The organism is Acinetobacter sp. Ag2 (genome assembly GCF_001005515.1).
In the GTDB taxonomy this organism is placed as follows: domain Bacteria; phylum Pseudomonadota; class Gammaproteobacteria; order Pseudomonadales; family Moraxellaceae; genus Acinetobacter; species Acinetobacter bereziniae.
Window position 1 is genome coordinate 1 of the sequence record NZ_LBNA01000058.1, and the last position, 18,178, is coordinate 18,178.

The window sequence follows — 18,178 nt, forward strand, 5'->3', positions numbered from 1 at the left end:
ACAACACCCAAGCAGTTGTATGTGAAGCATCATTTGATTCATAAAAGATCAAAGAAACTTGATTTAGTTGTAAAGCTAGTTACAATAACCAACTCAAATGTTCTGTTAAACTCATTTGGAACAAAGTAAGGCATACCCATAAGACCCGAAAAAGTCCATAACAGTTTGCTGGCGACAATAGCAAGAGTGAACCACCTGATCCCTTCCCGAACTCAGAAGTGAAACCTCTTAGCGCTGATGGTAGTGTGGGGTTACCCATGTGAGAGTAAGTCATCGCCAGCTTTTAATTCTTAAAATACCCTCAACTAAGTTGAGGGTGTTTTTTTATGCTTAAAGAAAAGAAAAAATAGAAAAGAGAAAAAATTAAGAAGAGAAATAAAAGCACTACCTTGTGGTAGAGCTTATATCAATTACCGTTAAAGCAAAAATAAGTCAGTCTTTAAAGTGGATTGGAATCCATTGATAGCTTTTCCCATCTGCTGAGTAGATATGACCAATGCCTGGAAAAGGTAAGTGAGGTGCTGCTATAGTTTGTCCATTTTTAGCATAGTCTGCAAATTGTTTTAAACGTGTTTGTACAGCCATTTTAGGATCAATATCATATTCGATCGCTGTTTCTGGTCTATCAAATTGAACAGTGTGAGAATGCACAATATCACCAATAAAGATAACATCTTCATCTGTGGTTTTGAGTTTATAGCTAAAATGACCAGGTGTATGACCTGCAGTGTTGATTACTTCAAAGTCATTTATTTTGTCACCGAGTTTAAAGGTTTTAAATTGCTGTTTCGCTTGATAAGGTGCAAGAGCAGCTTTAATTTTCTCTACAGTAGCAACATAATTTTGGCGCTTATTTTGCGCTATTTTTTCAGCTTGTTTTGGATTTAGCCAATAACTCGCTTCTCTTTCTGAGACATAAATGGTGGCATTGGGGAAATTAGCGATACCATTTTTACTGACACCACAGGAATGATCAGGATGTAAATGTGTCAGTAAAATGGTATTAACTTGTTCTTGTTGATAGCCTGAAGCTTTCAGATTTTTTAGTACAGAGCCTAAGTGAGTACCAAAACAATCCGCAGTACCACTATCAACTAAAACTAAAGACTTTCCAGTATTAACCAGAAAAGCATTGACTGAGGTTTGTACACCTTTTGCTTGATCAGCGTGGTACTTTTTTAAAATTTCTTGAACTTTGTCTGATGAAATATCTTTAAAGAGTGTAGGCGACATAAAATTTGTGCCATCTAGTAAGGCTGTAATTTGTGTATCACCAACTTGGTGTTGGTAAAAACCAGAAACTTGCGGCTGTTGCTCAATAATGGGTAAAGTTTTTTGAACATCTGCCTTTGATGCAAGTGGAAATAAACAAACGCAGAGTACTGACAAAGATTGGACAATATTTTTCATTGGGTATGTTCAATATTAATTTAATGAATTATTTTGTAGCATGAATTGATCTGTCGCTGAGCTTTTTATTGATGAAAAAAATTCTGCTTTTGTAAGCGAATTTTTTATGATTCTCAAAAGTGTTGGTGTGAGTACTTCAGTTGATTTGCCTTTTGTTTTGGATTCTTTTCCATTCAATAACAGTACAAATTAAGGTTGTGGGAAGGATGAGAACAAATTGCAGATAACTAAATGTGAATATAGGTGATGGAGTGAGTATGGAAAGAATAAGAATAAAGGGTGAAAGCATTAATCCTAACATTGCGCCATAGATTATGCATCGCATGAAGGGTATTTGAGCGAGCTTTCCGGCAAAGAAATGTTGGAATAATAATTGAATGATTATTGCAGGAATAATGCCAAGTAAATAACCAAACGGTGTAATTAAGAATAGTCCTCCAATCATTGGAAATATGATCGAGGGCGTAATGAGACCTTTTAAAAATCGTATTGGATCACCGAACATAATATGGCTATGAAATGTGATTGCAATAATCAAAGTTCCAATAAATGGTCCCCAAATGACAAATGCTGAACTTTGCCATTTAGCTTTTTGTGAAAGGCTGGTTTTTGTAATTGCCATATTATGAGCTTTATCTTGATTTTATTCTTGAACATAACATAAAAAAAGGCTTCCGAAGAAGCCTTTCAAAAATCATTGGATTGCTAATTATGAGACTTTGTCACCAGCTTTTGCACCAGATTCAGGTGAAATGACCCAAACACCTTCACCATTTCCAGCAGCAAGCACCATTCCATTGGAAATACCAAAGCGCATTTTACGTGGAGCGAGGTTAGCAACCATCACGACCAATTTACCTTTTAAATCTTCTGGTGCATAGAATTCACGGATTCCACTGAATACATTACGTGGTTCTGCTTCGCCAACATTTAAGGTCAGTTGAAGTAATTTATCTGATCCTTCAACATGGGCAGCGTCTACAACTTCTGCGACACGGAGATCAACTTTGATAAAGTCCTCAATACCAATAATTTCAGCTTCACCCACTTTAGGTTCAGGCTTTTTCTCAACTTTCTTCTCTTTTTTCTTTTCAACTTTTGCTGGTTCAGCTGCAGAAGCCAAAGAGTCTTTAGATGCATCAACCATAGCAGCTACTGCTTTAGGGTCTACACGTTGCATCAATGGTTGGAATTGCGAAATTTCATGTGCTGTTAAGATATTTTGACGTGAAGCAAAATCAAAACGATCCAGTTTTAAGAAATCTTGGACTTGTTGAGCAAGCGTTGGCAAAACAGGTGCGAGATAAACAGCTAATTGGCGGAACAGGTTAATACCCACTGAACAGACATCATGAACTTGTTGTTCTTCACCTTCGATTTTTGCCAAAGCCCAAGGTTTTTTCTCATCAATATACTGATTTGCACGATCAGCAAGTGCCATGATTTCACGAATGGCAGTAGAAAATTCACGCGCTTCATAAGCTTTGGCAATTGAATCACCAGCATCGATAAAGCTTTGAACCAAAGCAGTCTCTGTACAGGTCTTTGATAAGGTATTGTCAAATTTGGTGTTAATGAATTTTGCACAACGACTGGCAATATTGACTACTTTACCGACCAAATCTGAGTTCACTTTCTGTACGAAATCATCAAGATTTAAGTCAGAATCTTCAACCTTATCAGACAGTTTGGAAGCAAAGTAATAACGTAAATATTCTGGATTCAAATGCTGTAAATAGGTTTCAGCTTTGATGAAGGTACCGCGAGACTTTGACATCTTCTGACCATTCACAGTTAAGAAACCATTTACGAATAGACCTGTAGGAGTGCGGTAATTTGCACCTTCAAGCATTGCAGGCCAGAACAGCGCATGGAAATAAACAATATCTTTACCAATGAAGTGATACACCTCATTTTTAGAATCTTTTTTCCAAAATGCATCAAAATTTAATTCTGGTCGCTTGGTTTTGATGTAATTTTCAAAACTCGACATATAGCCAATGGGTGCATCAACCCAAACATAGAAGTATTTATTAGGTGCATCGGGTATTTCAAAACCGAAATATGGAGCGTCACGAGAAATATCCCAGTCGTTTAAACCATTATCAAACCATTCGTCTAATTTATTTGCGATAGATACAGGTAGACGACCTTCGTCACGCGTCCATTTTTGTAAATATTCTGCAAAATTAGGCAGTTTGAAAAAGTAATGATCAGATGATTTTTCAACAGGTGTCGCACCACTTAAAGTTGAGCGTGGATTCAACAATTCTGTTGCATTGTAGGTGGTTCCACAGACTTCACATGAGTCGCCATACTGATCTTCAGCTTTACATTTTGGGCATGTGCCTTTAATAAATCGATCTGAAAGAAACATGCTTTTTTCAGGATCAAATAATTGTGTTACAGGACGAATCGCGATATTTCCTGCTTCACGGTTTTTGATATAAATTTCTTCAGAGCGAGCCTTATTTTCATCACTATTGGTTGAATCATAGTGATCAAAATGCACACCAAAACCATCGAAATCACGAATATGTTCTTTCTGAACATTGGCAATTTGTTCTTCAGGGGTAATTCCATTCGCCTCAGCGCGAAGCATAATGGCTGTACCATGAGCATCATCCGCACATACATAAGTCACATCATGACCCATTGCACGCATGGCACGAACCCAGATATCTGCTTGGATGTAGCCGAGTAGATGACCCATATGAATAGGACCATTTGCGTATGGAAGGGCGTTAGTGACTAAGATATTTCGCACGGATATAACTCTCTTTCTCAAAGTTAAGGCAAGGGTATTGATTTTAACGTAATTGCTATCAAGATGCACAACTGAATAGGTGAATTCTTTTCAAATGTGGATTTTTAATCATATTCATATACCCAACGATTTATTATTATAGAATCAACGATTGAAGCATGCTCATGAGTAATAAAGTAATGATTGATGAAGATTATTTTGATGATGATCAACCTGTAATTCGTATTGCACAAAATCAAAAAACCAAAGCACAGTTTGAAAAAAATATTTTAAAACAAGCACAACAGTATCTAGAAGATATTTCTGAGGATGAGCATCAGTTTTTAATTCAGACGCTCAGAGATATGGCGCAAGAAGAAAAATATTTCGATGTACTTGCAGATCAGTTAGATCAACCTGTGGATGCGAAGGTTGCTAATGATGCATTAAACCTTTTGTATTTTTGGCAACTCATTCATGAGGCTAAAGAGATTTCAGAATTTAATCTTTTGGATGTGATCAATACTGAGTTTTTTCAAAGCAGCTTACTAGATGCTTTTGAGCTATTAGATATTGGTGAGTCAAAAGCTCAATACAAAGCTGTATTAGCGCAAAGTTTTAAACTCTATGAGTTAAAATTTTATGCAGGATGTATACCTTTGCTATATGCACAATTAGAAGGTTTACTGACAGCAGTTTTACTTCAAAATGGGTATTTGAAACAACAGGACACTAAATTTATTGATGTTTATAAAATTGTGCCAGGTTTAAAAGGTCATGAGATCAAGAGTTTATGGCATAAGACCAAAATTGCTAATGAATTGAATCATTATTTTTTAGAGCTTGCGGCATACAAAATGGACAATAGTTCAACCGTGAGTATGACACGCCACAATATTTTGCATGGTACAGAGTTGAGCCATTTTAATCAGGGGCGTAGCTTTGTATTGTTTATTTGGTTATTTAGCGCGGTTAGCTTTATGAGTTCATTAAAATCCTAAGCTAGGAAAATATTAAAAACTTCACTTAAATTTCACCAAAGAATCAAATATTTTACATTTATGTTTTAGACACTGATGCCAAAATCGGAAAAGGAAAACAGGATGCGATCTTGGTCTTTATATATGGTTTCCGCTGCTGCCAGTCTCAGCGCTGTTTTGAGCTTAGTTGTTCCATTCAGCATGTCATTATATTTTTATCAGGGCGATTTTCTTGGCATCGCTTCTGAGCGAAACCCAAGTCGTGGTATGGAAGTGTTTTTCTATTTCACACCATTGCTATTTTTATTGGCATTCTTTAGCTACCTTCTAATTTTTAGCATTCTAAAAAAGCCTAAAGCAGTGATTGAAATTGCTCAAATGCTTAAAGTGACAGGCTTCATTTTTTTGTTCATTTTGAGCTGTCTCTTTCTAATTTTATGTTTAGAGGGAACTCTATATCGTTTTCTTGAAATGTTGGCATATTTATGTATTGCTTATGCCTTGTTGTTAATTCCTATTTTTATAGGCTTAATGGCTGGAAATACATTATATTTATATTTGTCTAGAATATATCTAAAAAGGTAATGCTTAATCAAGATAAAATCATTTGAAGAAATATCTGTGCTAAAAAATAAATTTTTTTGACCTTTATTATTCATGTTGTTGAATTTTTTTAAATGTTTTTTTATAAAATTAAAAAGATGGTCAATTATCATTGTCCATTCAGTTTGTTTTCTATGCTATGTTGCAAGTCATTATTGTCATTTAGAACTGATTGATGCTTAAACTCATTGCTGAAGACTTTATTCAAATAGATAAAATTGATCTTGTTTTGCCTTTATATCAAGAATTAATTAACAAGACGAAACAAGAACAGGGCTGTATTGCTTATGACTTGTACCATGATTTACGTAATACAGGTCATTTTGTTTTTATTGAAGAATGGATAGATCGAGCTGCATTAGATGCTCATGTCCAATCAGCACATTTTCAGAGATTAGTGCCTTTGATTGACCAATATACAAGACAAGAAGGTATTTTTACGCATATGCAACATTACCAAGAACTATTTTAAAATGCTAAAGCACCTATTATCCATTTTCTATCATTTGTTTAATTTTGCTCGCTTTTTCAAAGTGATCAAGCTGATGGGTTTTAATCCACCATTCTGCGACTTGCATTAATGTTTCTGGATCATCATTTTTATTCGCGAAAAAAGCATAAAAGGATAGCCCGACTTGATCACCCTTTTTGGCAATTTTTTCATTACATACTTGAATAATTTTTTCTTTGATGGCTTGTTGCATAAATAATCTCGATGTATCCATTAGATTGAATTCTTTATATGGATTTAGCTGTTGTGACTATTTTATTCATTTTGAAACAAAAAGATACATCGCTACATTCTGTGGGTGAATTGTTTCTGAAATGCAGTTTTTGACGATTTATCTCGATTCTGTTGCTATAACTGTTAAGTAACTTAATCAAAATAGGAACGACAGATGACTAACTTAGACGATTTAAAGAATAAAGCTTCTGAAGTAATTGATGATGTAAAGTTAAAGGCAAAAGAAGCAAAATTGGGTGCGGAAAAGGTCGCTGATGATTTAAAACATAAAGCCAAAGAAACCTTATTGAAAGGTGAGCAAAAGGTCAATGATTTAAAACATAAAAAAGATGACGAGAGTGATAAGAGTTAAGTAAAAAAGCCTTTGAGGAAAGTTTTCTTCAGAGGCTTTTCCTATTATAGGTCTTTACGTGTCCATTCAATATGGCGAATGTGATTTTCAATAACTGTAAATGTATAATAAATCTGATCAATTTCATAAATATAATTTGAGACAGTGACTGTCGTTTTCCCTTCTTTCTTTTCGTAGGTGTGCATTGAGATTGGAGACTGAGCAATCCGTGTGCTCATATCTGCATAACTATCACCTATAGAAATGAGTTGCCCAGAAATGGTTCTTACAGTATTGGTAGATGTTCCCGCAATCACAGAACCAGAAATAAATAAAGATAGCATCAAAGCATGGCGAAGTTTCATTAACGGTAAGCCTTGTTATTATTAAGATCAGAAGCATCACTATAGCCGTTTTTTTACGCATTTTGTATGAAAATGACCTATTAAAAACGATACCAATTTAGATTGATGAGATTGCACTGACCATTAAAGATTATAAAAGTACTGAATATAGGTTAGAAATGAAGTTTTACCAATAAATTCCGACTAAATCAGTAGGATTAATAAAGACATTCAAAAAGCTGAATAGAACTTTGCTTACCCTCAGCTCAATTTACAGTTAAACTATAGTTTCAGTATTTGTTGTATTTGCAAACTTGGAGCAAATCTATGTCTTGGCTTTCTTCACTTAAATCAGTTTTTTCTCCCGCGCAGGAGGTGAAAGAGGAAGAAGTCCAATCCGTTTTGCAAAATTATATGTTGCCAAACTCGAACAACGCTTTAAAGGATCGTATTACTCAAGTGAATGTTGTTGGACGAGTATTACAGCTTACGATCAATACATATCCCAATGAAGCGGATGACTTGCAAAAAATCCATGATGATCTTGCCGATGCTTTAGAAAAATGTGGTATTCAAGAATTAAACATGCATGTGATTCAGCAAAAAATTCAGCATGACTCAAGCTGTTCAAGCGAACAACATGGAAAAGCAGAGCATAGTTGTTCTAGCCAACCCAAAGCAGAAAGTCATACATTACCGCCTGTTGTCGATGCTTCACCAAAGCCTGCCCCAGCAGAAATTGATCCTAATAATCCACCGATTCAGAAAGCTGCACCACAACAACGGGACATTCCTAAACATCCACGTATACAAAATGTCATTTTGATCTCATCGGGTAAAGGTGGCGTAGGAAAATCGACAACTACTGTAAATATTGCGCTCGCACTCAACAAATTAGGATTAAAAGTGGGTGTTTTAGATGCTGATATTTATGGTCCAAGTATTCCAACGATGTTGGGCAATGCTGGACAAACACCCAAAATTGAAGGTGAAAACTTCGTTCCACTTGAAGCGCACGATATGGCAGTTCTTTCAATCGGGCATTTAATTGGTAAGGAAAATACCCCCGTTGCATGGCGTGGTGCGAAAGCTACAGGGGCATTGATGCAACTTTTTAATCAAGCCTTATGGCCTGACCTTGATGTACTTGTGATTGATATGCCACCTGGTACAGGTGATATCCAATTGACCCTTGCACAGCGTATTCCTGTGACAGGTGCGGTGATTGTAACAACACCACAAAATGTAGCTTTAATGGATGCAGTAAAGGGCATTGAACTCTTTAATAAAGTTCAAATCCCTGTGATGGGTGTGATTGAAAATATGTCGACACACATTTGTTCGAATTGTGGTCATGAAGAGCAAATTTTTGGTACAGGTGGTGGTGATCGTTTGTCTGAGCAATATGCTATTCCATTGCTTGGTCGATTACCTTTAAATGTACAAATTCGAGAAAATGCCGATGCTGGTCATCCTTCTGTTATTGCGGGAGATGCGGCAGCAGAGAGTTATATGTTGATTGCGGAAAAAATTGCCAAGGCTTTGCCTCGAGTAGAAAAAGATCCACATCGAATTTTCTAAATTTATTCTATACGATCGCCTTTCTTGATATTTACCATTTAATTCAAGAAAGGCGAATGAGGATAAGTCAATGAAATATTTTAACTTACTCGATAATAAGGTTTTTATTAGTCTCGCCAATACTGCCAATGGTGATGTTAATAGTGCTACTCGTTTTTATTATTGCCAAAAAAGATTAGGTGATTACTGCCAAGGATGGGGGGAGAGTGGTACAAATTAGCAAGATGCTGGAAAGATACTTTCAGATTTTGAATCTGTAATTAACATTTCACTATCACTGGTGAACTTAGATTTTGGCAATGTAAAACCAAAATTGAATTGTTAGATAAAGATGACATTAAATTAATTGACGATTGGTAAGGGGGAAATGCTGATTTATCTTCAGGTCATTCTGAATTGATTAAAATCGTGCTGAATTAATTTCAATCATAGCCAACATATTCAAATCATATATACTTTAATTTTGATATAAAAAATGAAATTTGTGGAATTGGTATATTCATTGCTTAAATATCCAGTTCTTATTTAAGCTGTTGAGCAAATGATGCAATTCAAAAAAATAATCCATGCTATGGGCATGTGCGGTTCCCTGCTATTGGCAGCGTGTAATAATGATTCACACAATACAAATCAAAATAGCGATACTCAGAAAGCTTTACAACCCATTGTAATTCAAGGCGCATTACCTGTTGAGTCTGAGCAAATGGCAGCAAAATTGACCAATGCGACTGTTGAAACTGTGGGGGGATGGAAGTTTTGGAAAGGGACTTATCAGGGCTATCCCGTGATTATCTCTAAAACCCGAATGGGAATGAGTAATGCGGCAGCTGCAACTGCAATCGCAATTGAGCGGTATAAGCCTATTGCGATTATTAACCAAGGGACATCGGGCGGGCATGATCCAGAGCTCAAAGTTTATGATATTGTTTTGGGACGATATACAACAAATATTGGTGCTTTCAGAACCCCTAAAAAAGCGTTGGGAGAAGGTTCAAACGCTTTAGAATGGAACGAAGCCTTTGATGTACTACCTGATGATGAATCTGATCCAGAGCCGATTGCGATTCGGAAGTTCGAAGCGGATGCTGAGCTTTTAACAGCAGCTCATCGTGCTCAGAATAATTATACACAGGGTAATGTTGTTGAAGGTACCATCGGTTCAGCTGATGTGTGGAATAATGAATTAGATCGAATTGCATTTTTCCATAAAAACTATGCTACATCGGTTGAAGAAATGGAAGCTGCCTCTGTTGCACAAATTGCCAGTCAATTTAAAGTCCCTTTTTTGGGTATTCGAGTGCTATCAAATAACATTACCAATGGTGGCGCATATGATGCAGGCACAGGTGAAGCATGCCAGCACTATGTTTTAGATGTCGTGGTTGAATATATGAAAGCAAAACAAGCGGCTTTGAAATAACAATCAATCCTGTCGGAAGCGGTTTTAAAGTGGGTGATTCTTACGATCATTCCATTTTTTAACCACACTCCAACGCCAGTAAATACGTGTCACAATAAAAAGCAAAGATGCACAGACCAATGCCTCAATAAAAAGCCCTGTGGCTAAAATTTTTGCCAAACTAAAATCAATATGACCATGCCCAAAGTTTTTAATCCAATGGATGATTTGATGGAAAACGCCCAGTAGCATCTCTTTGTTGATCATATGCACATGATAAATTTTAGAGCCAATCCAAAATGCAAAAATCAAAATGGGAACAATAGTGATTGGATTCATAATCCAAGCCAAAATTAAACCAATTGGAAGATTGGCTTCAAACAATAACACAGAAAAAATGATCAACAATGTATGAAACGGAATGGGTAAAATTCCCCAGAATGTACCAATAAACATTGCCTTAGAAATTGACTTTCGATTGACGTACCAAAGCTGAGGACTTAAGGCTTTATCACCAAAAATCTTCATAAATTTCAAATTATTGACCCGCTCGGGGGAGGGAAGCCAAGACTGAAAAAAATGCTTTGCCATAAAATTAAAAAATGAAAGAAAGGCTACTATTGTGCATCAATGTAGAGAAAAACAACAACCTTTCGGACAAAATACCTAAAATAGTGAAGGGAGGTTTTGATTGAATAATAGACATTAAAGCTGAAAATTTGCTTAAAATCAGTCATATTCGGTCAAGACATTCACTACGCTCCATTTTAATAAGCTATTTTGTGAACTGGTTCACTTTATTTTATGGAACATACTGATTTAAAAGATAATATTTGGAATATAAAAATGAAAATATGATTATTAAAGGAACAACTAATGATGAAATGACTTAACAGTCTTTTGGTGATATAATATTATAATGTATTGAAAATAAAAACTATTTGTGTATTTTGCTATCCATATTCATATGTTCTCTTACAATTCTTTTTTTGCCAATCTGAATCAAAAGATTTAATCTGCGGTCAATTGATAGATGAGGTCATTTAATGATTTCATGGTTTTTTATCGGTCTGGTGGTGACGATTCTTTTAACCCCAGGACCAACCAATACGCTTTTAGCATCTTCTGGAATCCAAGTTGGAATTCGAAAATCTCTCCCTTTAATTCCAGCAGAAGCGCTAGGATATTTTATCTCCATTTCTGTTTGGGGATTAATCATTGGAACTGTATCTAAGCAGTTCCCAAGTGTGCCCGTTATTCTGAAATTATTCAGTGCTGGTTATATCTTATTTCTAGCTTTAAAGTTATGGCGTACAGCGAATCAAGACGAAGACTTTAGTCAAGCAACAATTCGTGCGCGGGAGCTATTTGTAGCAACGCTGTTAAATCCTAAAGCCTTGCTTTTTGCTTCAGCAATTTTTCCAACCTATGTCTGGCAAAACACTTCAGCTTATACCTCTCATATGCTGGTATTTTTATTGTTGATTATCCCGATTGCATTCTTTTGGACATTTATTGGTTCAGTGATCTGTAGTAATAAAGTCACTTGGTTAAATCAACGCAATATGCAAAGAACAGCTTCTTTGGTTTTAGTCAGCTTCACCGTACCACTCAGTTATTCTGCTCTTTTAAGTTTATAAGGTCGTTCCTCGTGAAAGGCTGTGGATTTAAAGCTATTTCGCAAGAAACATTCCTTTCAAAAGCAATTTCAGTTAAAGTACAGCGCAGTAAACAGCACAGTTTTGGGATAGAAATAAATGGCCATTAAGTCTGATCGTTGGATTCGCGAAATGAGCGAAAAACACGGTATGATTGAACCGTATGCAGAAAACCAAGTTCGTTATGATGAACAGGGTGAGAAGCTAATTTCTTATGGCGTTTCAAGCTATGGTTATGATGTCCGCTGTGCGCGTGAATTCAAAGTCTTTACAAATGTACATTCTGCAATTGTAGACCCTAAAAATTTCGATGATCGTAGTTTTATCGATATTGAATCTGATGTTTGTATTATTCCACCAAACTCTTTTGCTTTAGCACGTACAGTCGAATATTTCCGAATTCCTCGCAATGTTTTAACTGTTTGTTTAGGAAAATCAACTTACGCTCGCTGTGGGATTATTGTCAACGTCACACCGCTTGAACCTGAGTGGGAAGGTCATGTGACATTAGAATTTTCCAATACAACCAATTTACCAGCTCGTATTTATGCAGGTGAAGGTGTTGCTCAGATGTTATTCTTCGAATCGGATGAAGTTTGTGAAACATCTTATAAAGACCGTGGTGGTAAATACCAAGGTCAAACAGGGGTCACTTTACCTAAGACCTAAAAGAGAATCAGTTTAAAAAGCAAGTGAAATACTTGCTTTTTTTATGTTTTAAATGATCAATATAATAAATGTAATGTGATATATAATTTTATTTAAATCTTCGATTTTTAATAATTAAAATATAAAGTTAAGAATAATTTAAATGTCTATTAAATTATTTTAAAGTAATGATTTTTATCGGAATATACAAATATTTTCTCGGTATAAACTTTGATCTGTGCTACAAATGAAATCATTAAATATATGCTAAATATAATGTGATTTATATTGTGTTATTCATATCGGATTTGAATGATTATTTAGCGTAGTAATAACAAATAAGGTCAAGCTTTGCTCAGGATGGAAGCGCTATGTCCCAGTTTAAATATCTCAATGTTGCATTACTTGTATTCAGTGGCTTAACTATGGCTTCAAGTTATGCTGCAACTCTACAGCCACTTTCAGATCAACAATTGTCAGAAACGACCGGTCAGGCGTTGATGAGTCTGAGTTATTTAGCACCTACAGATACAACAAATTTAGAGGCTCGTCGTGCTGGAGGTGATAGTAGTGTTGGCTTTTATAAATTAGGTCTTGAAGCAACAGTTGAATTAAATGCGAACATAAAAAAGCTTCAATTAGGATGTGGAGGCAGCAACGGAAGTGGTTCTTGTGACTTGGATTTAGATAATGTCTCTTTTGGTTGTATTGTAGGGGCATCAGGCTATTGTATTACAACTGCAACAACAAATCCTAAGCAACCCGCTGGTCTTGATAGTAATAACTCGATCAGTAATCAGGTAAATATGAAGGATTTTGTTTTAACAAATCCATATTTTCAATTTGCAATTAAAAATCCCAACAGTGCCTCAACACGAGAAGTGGTTGGCATTCGTATTGGCGCTGAAAAGGCTGAAGGACCGTTATCGATTGGTAGTCTAAACACATTTAGTGGTTATTTTACTGGAAAAGCAAATCTCACAATGCAAGGTGAAACGAATGTTTCACCTGTAAGATCAAATACATGGAATACAAATGCAATATCGACACCGAGTGCCTTTTTAGGATTGGATGATGCAACAATATTAAATATAGGTTTGGCTTCAGTAAAATATAGTGAAATTACTGCAAACTATTCAACTGTGAGTCGAAATGGTCTAGCGGTTTCTGTTATTGGAAATCGTGTAACTCAGGCGAAAATACAAGGTTTAGATTTAAGTGCAGTGGTCGATGATATCATGAATGGTACTTCAACAACTTCTGCACTCGAATTAAATACGAGCAACTCCTGTGTAAGGATTATTGGTATTTGCTCTGGATCTTTTGGTGCTAATATTGGTAATGCACTTTTACCGGTATTAAGAGGAGGGATCTCTGACTACATTAAACAACAGTTGGCGACAGGTTTAGGTACCACAGTTTCTGGCTTAAGTACTTATCAAATGCCTTATAACTTAAGTAATGTGCATCAAATAGATGTGAATTCTAATACTTTTGGTATAGCCTTATCTGGACAGAATTTACAATATCCAGATTATGCCGCGGCTGTGAGTAAAGGTTGGAGTATGTATCTTCAGGATGCTTTTACACTCAATATTTCAGATAAAGTAAGTAGTCTCGTCAGTAATATTGCGTCTAGTTCAAATGCGAGAGATGGGAATATTACATTATTGGAACAGCCATATCGTAATTGTTATGGAAATATGACATTCTGTTAACAGCAGGCTCCTCTAAATTTGTTTAGGGGAGTGTATTCCTTTAATTTTTAGAAAGTTTAAAAAATTAAATGTTTACTGATGCCTTTAGGATCATTTAGATAATAAAATTTGAATTGACTAAATTTATAGCGTTTTTTATTGTCATTTTTAAGAGAGTTTTGTTCACTATGATGGCTGCAGTGTTTAGACAAAATAACAAATATTTTTTATTATAGTAAATCACTAAGATATGAATTTAGAGTTTTTTTTGATACTGTTTAGTGATATTTTTATGAAAATAATAAATAAAATAAATGCTGTTTTTATTAGAATTAATTCTTAATAATTTAAAAAAAGTTCTTTGTTTTACGATAATAATTTATATCTTGAACAATCAATGTTAATAAGCTTACAAAAAAAATTACATTTTTTTAATTCTTAAGATTTACTAAATAAAATTGTGATAGCTTAAATTAATTAGCAGAGCTCTGAGTTAAATCAATTTTAATGAGATCGAAATATTGATTTTAATTAAAAAAGATACTGAATTATTAAAAAGTTAGAGCTGAATAATTTTGGACATCATCTAAGGACAGAAAATGTTCACGTTTAAGCCTTTGTACTTTACTCTTTTTTCTTTCAGTGTTTTTAGTACATCTATTTTATATGCCGAATCTTTGACTTTACACCGTTTGACTGATGAGCAGTTGGGTGAGGCAACGGGGCAGGCATTGATGAGTTTGTCTTATATAGCACCAAACGACTCAAGCAATTTGATGACTAAATATAGTAATGGTTCCAATATTGGGTTTTACAAGCTTGGGCTTGAAGTTGATATGGATTTAAATGCAAATATCAGAAATTTGCAACTCGGTTGTGGTGGAATAAATGGCGCAGGACAATGCGATATAGATATAAAGAATCTTTCACTCAGCGGATTACCAGCAAATTATAATCCATCAAGTGGCAACCCTCCAGATTTTGGGGCAGCAGGTCGGGCATCTACAAGTGCTCAATTGACTAATCCATTTATGGAGTTTGCTGTAAAAAACTCAAATTCAGCATCAACTCGTGAAATAGTTGGTTTACGTTTTAGTGCGGAAAAAATTACAGGACTCCTGACTGCAGGTTTAATCAATGGAATTAGCCCAACTTCCACAGATGGAATTCAGTCACTGAGTGGTTTTATGCGTATTGCAGCAACTTCAGGTGAAGCTTTGACAAAAGCAACGGTGTTTGGGAATCAGGCAAATCACCAGATCCAAGGATTATTAAGTGCCTTAGGCATTAAAAGAACATTTACCTCGCAACCCGATAGCCCAGATACTCAGGGCATTACCATACCTTCATTGAAAGCAGCGTTTTCAATACCTGAGTTTCAAGTGAATGGTAGTCGGTTGAATAATGCAAGTGTTAAGGGGGTTTCAACAAAAGTTGATTCAATTGCATTAGATCAAGGTCCTCTTAATCAGATAAGAGTAACCTTTGCTCCAATTTTAGTTGTTGCAAGACAAGCTAAAATTAAATTGGCAAATGGATCGGCTGTACAAAATTTAAATATGGATATCACTTTTAATCAAGCATTAAGCATGTTTCATAATATACCGCTAACAGGTTCTGGTGGATATTTAAGTTTGCAGCAGCAAGCCTTACTTTGGCCTGGAAATTATATAGACTCAAATGATATGACTGGCAAAACAATTGCAGAGATGCTTAATAGTGATGTTGCAAAAAAAGGATGGTGGATGTCTTTCGCAGAACCAGTGCAATTAGGTTATTTAAAAGCAACTCAAGAAGTAGATATTACAAATGTGTTACCGCAGGTAGCTGGTTTAATGACTACAGAATTATTAAAAGAAGAAAATAGGGTAAAGGTTCCTGCAGGTGCTGCTATTGGTGCAATTATTGGTCTAACATTGACAACGCCTAAACCAATCGTGGTTGACTTGAATGATGCAACGCTTGCTAATCCAGTAAAACTGACCTTAGCCAATCTACAGTTAGCAAATCAAAATTTGACACCCAATTGCTATGGTTCATTAAAATTTTGTTAAATTAATTTTAATAATAGTAGCTTAACTGTTGTGTTATGACTTTAAGGTGATGATTTGGTTTTGTTATATCTTTTAAGTATCTAATTTTAAAAGAATATTTAATTCGCGATGGGCGTAAAATAACTAAAATTAACGACTTATATTTTGTGCAATAAAGCTGTTTAGAAATACACCGTATCCAGGGTGTTTGGAAGTGCTTTACCAGTTTTAAATCTTTTAAAGTTAAGTAAATATATAAAATAATTTTAAAATGAGTGTAATTTGAAAGGATTACCGTTAAGTTTAAGTACTTTGTATTTGTTATTGATTTTTAATTTAATTTTCTCATGATTGATGGTAGAGTGCGGTTTTTTAATCAATTAAATTTAAATTATTTCCCTATTTTTAAATTACATTTTTGTTATTGTGTTAAGATTAATTAAATAATTGTTATAATAACGCTAATAAACAATATAGCTCTGCATATACATTTCTAAGCTAAAACCTTAATTTTGTTAATTTTTAAGATTAGGTTTTGCTTTAAATAAAAAAAAGGGCTCAAGAAATTTTGAACATAGTTTAAGGATAAAGAAATGTTCACGTTTAAGCCTTTGTACATCACGTTTTTTTCTTTAAGTGTTTTTAGCATGCCTGCTGTATATGCAGAGTCTACGACGCTGCAGCATATGTCTGATGCACAATTGGCTGAAACAACAGGACAAGCACTCATGAGTTTATCTTATATAGGGCCTTCTGATGTCACTAATCTTGAATCAAAAAGGTTGGGCGGAGATAAAAATATTGGATTTTATAAATTGGGTTTAGAAGCGGATTTAGCAATAAATGCAAATATCAAAAAATTACAACTTGGATGTGGTGGCATAAATGGAGCGGGTTCTTGTGATATAGATATTGATAATTTTAGTTTAAGTGGAAATGCAACTACAAGAGAAGGAAGAGCCTCGTCAGATGCCATACTCACAAATCCATTTATTGAGTTTGCGATTAGAAACCCTGACAGTGCATCCCAACGTGAAATAGTCGGCTTGCGTTTAAGTGCTGAAAAGGCAGTAGGATTATTAACATTTGGTACAGATAATGGAATAACACCAAACGGAATTAACAGTTTAAGTGGTTATATGGAGCTTGCTTCTGCTAAAGGAAATGCTATGACTCAAGAAAGGACTATGGATGGGGCAACATTTGGAGCGATGACGGGTAAAGTTAATGTGTGTTTAAGTGGGCGAATATGTATTAATAATAATCCTATGTCTTCAACTGATTATATTTTACAATTAAGATCAGCTGCTGCTTCATTTGTAACTGATCCAGCTATTGTTAATGGTAAACGTTTATCTAGTGTTCAGTTAACAGGCAAGGCTGATATTGCACCAATTGTTTTTGAATGTGCAACAACAGCAGGGTGTATGAAAGCGAAAGTAACTGTATTTGGATTTATTCCTGTTAATATACAAACTTCGGTAATTGGCAAGCTAAATAATCTTAAGGCAAATGTGCAGGTTAATCAGTCACTAGGATTGATTCATAATATTCCTGTTAATGGAAATGCTTTTTCTTTATCTTTACAGCAACAAGACATTCAATGGACTAGTGCAGCAGTTAAAGCTCAAAGAGGGTGGTGGATGGCATTTGAATCACCTATTGATATTGGAGATATCAGTCCATTAAATAAAGTGGCTATACCTAATTCAACACTAGCACAAGTATTACCGAGTGTTAATAGTGCTTTAAACTCTAATCCAATTGTTTGTCAACTAACTCAATGTTTTTCTGGAATGTTAACAATTCCTGATCTCTTTTTAGGTCCTGATAGTAATCGACCAAATATACCGCAAACATATGTTGATTTTCCTTTAAATAATCAAGTCTTAAGTAAACAAGGGTTTGCTCCTAACTGTTATGGTTCACTAAAATTTTGCTAAGCTTCTCTGGATACGCATTTATAAAGATAATTGAGTAGATCCCTATTTCTTTATCCTGTT

The 18,178-nt window shown here is 35.1% G+C and carries 17 protein-coding genes and 1 rRNA gene; 12 read left to right on the top strand and 6 right to left on the bottom strand.

Going from position 1 to position 18,178, the window contains the following annotated elements:
• The first annotated feature begins 167 nt into the window (after positions 1–167).
• A 5S ribosomal RNA gene (rrf, locus tag AAV97_RS17995) occupies positions 168–282 on the top strand.
• Between the two features lie 150 nt (positions 283–432).
• On the opposite strand, the gene AAV97_RS18000 is transcribed toward rrf, so the two are convergent.
• The 3 genes from AAV97_RS18000 to metG form a co-directional block, all read right to left on the bottom strand.
• Complete coding sequence (locus tag AAV97_RS18000; RefSeq protein ID WP_046761313.1) at positions 433–1,410, bottom strand: MBL fold metallo-hydrolase; 978 nt, start codon at positions 1,408–1,410, stop codon at positions 433–435.
• 136 nt (positions 1,411–1,546) lie between these two features.
• Positions 1,547–2,032 (bottom strand): hypothetical protein, encoded by a 486-nt coding sequence (locus AAV97_RS18005; RefSeq protein ID WP_009586857.1) that lies wholly within the window; start codon positions 2,030–2,032, stop codon positions 1,547–1,549.
• A gap of 87 nt (positions 2,033–2,119) precedes the next feature.
• Complete coding sequence (gene metG, locus AAV97_RS18010) at positions 2,120–4,177, bottom strand: methionine--tRNA ligase (RefSeq protein ID WP_035301535.1); 2,058 nt, start codon at positions 4,175–4,177, stop codon at positions 2,120–2,122.
• Positions 4,178–4,356: 179 nt separating this feature from the next.
• On the opposite strand from metG, the gene AAV97_RS18015 reads away from it, so the two are divergent.
• The 3 genes from AAV97_RS18015 to AAV97_RS18025 all read left to right on the top strand — a co-directional run bounded on the left by AAV97_RS18015 (position 4,357) and on the right by AAV97_RS18025 (position 6,211).
• Positions 4,357–5,157 carry a hypothetical protein gene (locus AAV97_RS18015; RefSeq protein ID WP_046761444.1) on the top strand — a complete coding sequence of 267 codons (801 nt, stop codon included), beginning with the start codon at positions 4,357–4,359 and terminating at the stop codon, positions 5,155–5,157.
• Between the two features lie 102 nt (positions 5,158–5,259).
• Complete coding sequence (locus AAV97_RS18020; protein ID WP_046761314.1) at positions 5,260–5,721, top strand: hypothetical protein; 462 nt, start codon at positions 5,260–5,262, stop codon at positions 5,719–5,721.
• A 193-nt stretch (positions 5,722–5,914) separates the two neighbouring features.
• On the top strand, positions 5,915–6,211 hold the full coding sequence (locus AAV97_RS18025) for a putative quinol monooxygenase (RefSeq protein ID WP_009583966.1): 297 nt from the start codon (positions 5,915–5,917) through the stop codon (positions 6,209–6,211).
• A 16-nt stretch (positions 6,212–6,227) separates the two neighbouring features.
• Here AAV97_RS18025 and AAV97_RS18030 read toward each other — a convergent pair whose 3' ends face one another.
• Entirely contained in the window at positions 6,228–6,443 is a 216-nt protein-coding gene (locus tag AAV97_RS18030) for a DUF6500 family protein (RefSeq protein ID WP_009583965.1), read from the bottom strand.
• Between the two features lie 195 nt (positions 6,444–6,638).
• Between AAV97_RS18030 and AAV97_RS18035 the strand changes: the two genes are divergently transcribed.
• Complete coding sequence (locus tag AAV97_RS18035) at positions 6,639–6,836, top strand: hypothetical protein (RefSeq protein WP_004827580.1); 198 nt, start codon at positions 6,639–6,641, stop codon at positions 6,834–6,836.
• Between the two features lie 44 nt (positions 6,837–6,880).
• On the opposite strand, the gene AAV97_RS18040 is transcribed toward AAV97_RS18035, so the two are convergent.
• Positions 6,881–7,180 carry a hypothetical protein gene (locus tag AAV97_RS18040; RefSeq protein WP_009583968.1) on the bottom strand — a complete coding sequence of 100 codons (300 nt, stop codon included), beginning with the start codon at positions 7,178–7,180 and terminating at the stop codon, positions 6,881–6,883.
• A gap of 306 nt (positions 7,181–7,486) precedes the next feature.
• On the opposite strand from AAV97_RS18040, the gene apbC reads away from it, so the two are divergent.
• Both apbC and AAV97_RS18050 read left to right on the top strand, forming a co-directional pair.
• Positions 7,487–8,740 (top strand): iron-sulfur cluster carrier protein ApbC, encoded by a 1,254-nt coding sequence (gene apbC, locus AAV97_RS18045; RefSeq protein ID WP_046761315.1) that lies wholly within the window; start codon positions 7,487–7,489, stop codon positions 8,738–8,740.
• Between the two features lie 544 nt (positions 8,741–9,284).
• A complete protein-coding gene (locus tag AAV97_RS18050; protein ID WP_046761316.1) occupies positions 9,285–10,160 on the top strand; it encodes a 5'-methylthioadenosine/S-adenosylhomocysteine nucleosidase in 876 nt (291 codons plus the stop codon).
• Positions 10,161–10,184: 24 nt separating this feature from the next.
• Here the strand turns inward: AAV97_RS18050 and AAV97_RS18055 are convergent, their stop codons facing one another.
• Entirely contained in the window at positions 10,185–10,730 is a 546-nt protein-coding gene (locus tag AAV97_RS18055) for a DUF2062 domain-containing protein (RefSeq protein WP_004827587.1), read from the bottom strand.
• A gap of 455 nt (positions 10,731–11,185) precedes the next feature.
• On the opposite strand from AAV97_RS18055, the gene AAV97_RS18060 reads away from it, so the two are divergent.
• The 5 genes from AAV97_RS18060 (at position 11,186) to AAV97_RS18080 (ending at position 18,118) form a co-directional block, all read left to right on the top strand.
• The gene (locus AAV97_RS18060) at positions 11,186–11,779 is read left to right on the top strand and encodes a LysE family translocator (protein WP_004827589.1); all 594 of its coding nucleotides are present in this window, start codon (positions 11,186–11,188) and stop codon (positions 11,777–11,779) included.
• A gap of 117 nt (positions 11,780–11,896) precedes the next feature.
• Entirely contained in the window at positions 11,897–12,466 is a 570-nt protein-coding gene (gene dcd / locus AAV97_RS18065; protein ID WP_004827590.1) for a dCTP deaminase, read from the top strand.
• A 350-nt stretch (positions 12,467–12,816) separates the two neighbouring features.
• The gene (locus tag AAV97_RS18070; protein ID WP_046761317.1) at positions 12,817–14,163 is read left to right on the top strand and encodes a hypothetical protein; all 1,347 of its coding nucleotides are present in this window, start codon (positions 12,817–12,819) and stop codon (positions 14,161–14,163) included.
• 578 nt (positions 14,164–14,741) lie between these two features.
• Positions 14,742–16,196 carry a hypothetical protein gene (locus AAV97_RS18075; protein WP_046761318.1) on the top strand — a complete coding sequence of 485 codons (1,455 nt, stop codon included), beginning with the start codon at positions 14,742–14,744 and terminating at the stop codon, positions 16,194–16,196.
• A 665-nt stretch (positions 16,197–16,861) separates the two neighbouring features.
• On the top strand, positions 16,862–18,118 hold the full coding sequence (locus AAV97_RS18080; protein WP_228136566.1) for a hypothetical protein: 1,257 nt from the start codon (positions 16,862–16,864) through the stop codon (positions 18,116–18,118).
• Positions 18,119–18,178: the final 60 nt, after the last annotated feature.

Bases quoted from the DNA above. Each gene is read 5' to 3' on its own strand.
- AAV97_RS18000 (WP_046761313.1), bottom strand. From the start codon at position 1,410: ATGAAAAATATTGTCCAATCTTTGTCAGTACTCTGCGTTTGTTTATTT.
- AAV97_RS18005 (WP_009586857.1), bottom strand. From the start codon at position 2,032: ATGGCAATTACAAAAACCAGCCTTTCACAAAAAGCTAAATGGCAAAGT.
- AAV97_RS18015 (WP_046761444.1), top strand. From the start codon at position 4,357: ATGATTGATGAAGATTATTTTGATGATGATCAACCTGTAATTCGTATT.
- AAV97_RS18020 (WP_046761314.1), top strand. From the start codon at position 5,260: ATGCGATCTTGGTCTTTATATATGGTTTCCGCTGCTGCCAGTCTCAGC.
- AAV97_RS18025 (WP_009583966.1), top strand. From the start codon at position 5,915: ATGCTTAAACTCATTGCTGAAGACTTTATTCAAATAGATAAAATTGAT.
- AAV97_RS18030 (WP_009583965.1), bottom strand. From the start codon at position 6,443: ATGCAACAAGCCATCAAAGAAAAAATTATTCAAGTATGTAATGAAAAA.
- AAV97_RS18035 (WP_004827580.1), top strand. From the start codon at position 6,639: ATGACTAACTTAGACGATTTAAAGAATAAAGCTTCTGAAGTAATTGAT.
- AAV97_RS18040 (WP_009583968.1), bottom strand. From the start codon at position 7,180: ATGAAACTTCGCCATGCTTTGATGCTATCTTTATTTATTTCTGGTTCT.
- apbC (WP_046761315.1), top strand. From the start codon at position 7,487: ATGTCTTGGCTTTCTTCACTTAAATCAGTTTTTTCTCCCGCGCAGGAG.
- AAV97_RS18050 (WP_046761316.1), top strand. From the start codon at position 9,285: ATGCAATTCAAAAAAATAATCCATGCTATGGGCATGTGCGGTTCCCTG.
- AAV97_RS18055 (WP_004827587.1), bottom strand. From the start codon at position 10,730: ATGGCAAAGCATTTTTTTCAGTCTTGGCTTCCCTCCCCCGAGCGGGTC.
- AAV97_RS18060 (WP_004827589.1), top strand. From the start codon at position 11,186: ATGATTTCATGGTTTTTTATCGGTCTGGTGGTGACGATTCTTTTAACC.
- dcd (WP_004827590.1), top strand. From the start codon at position 11,897: ATGGCCATTAAGTCTGATCGTTGGATTCGCGAAATGAGCGAAAAACAC.
- AAV97_RS18070 (WP_046761317.1), top strand. From the start codon at position 12,817: ATGTCCCAGTTTAAATATCTCAATGTTGCATTACTTGTATTCAGTGGC.
- AAV97_RS18075 (WP_046761318.1), top strand. From the start codon at position 14,742: ATGTTCACGTTTAAGCCTTTGTACTTTACTCTTTTTTCTTTCAGTGTT.
- AAV97_RS18080 (WP_228136566.1), top strand. From the start codon at position 16,862: ATGTCTGATGCACAATTGGCTGAAACAACAGGACAAGCACTCATGAGT.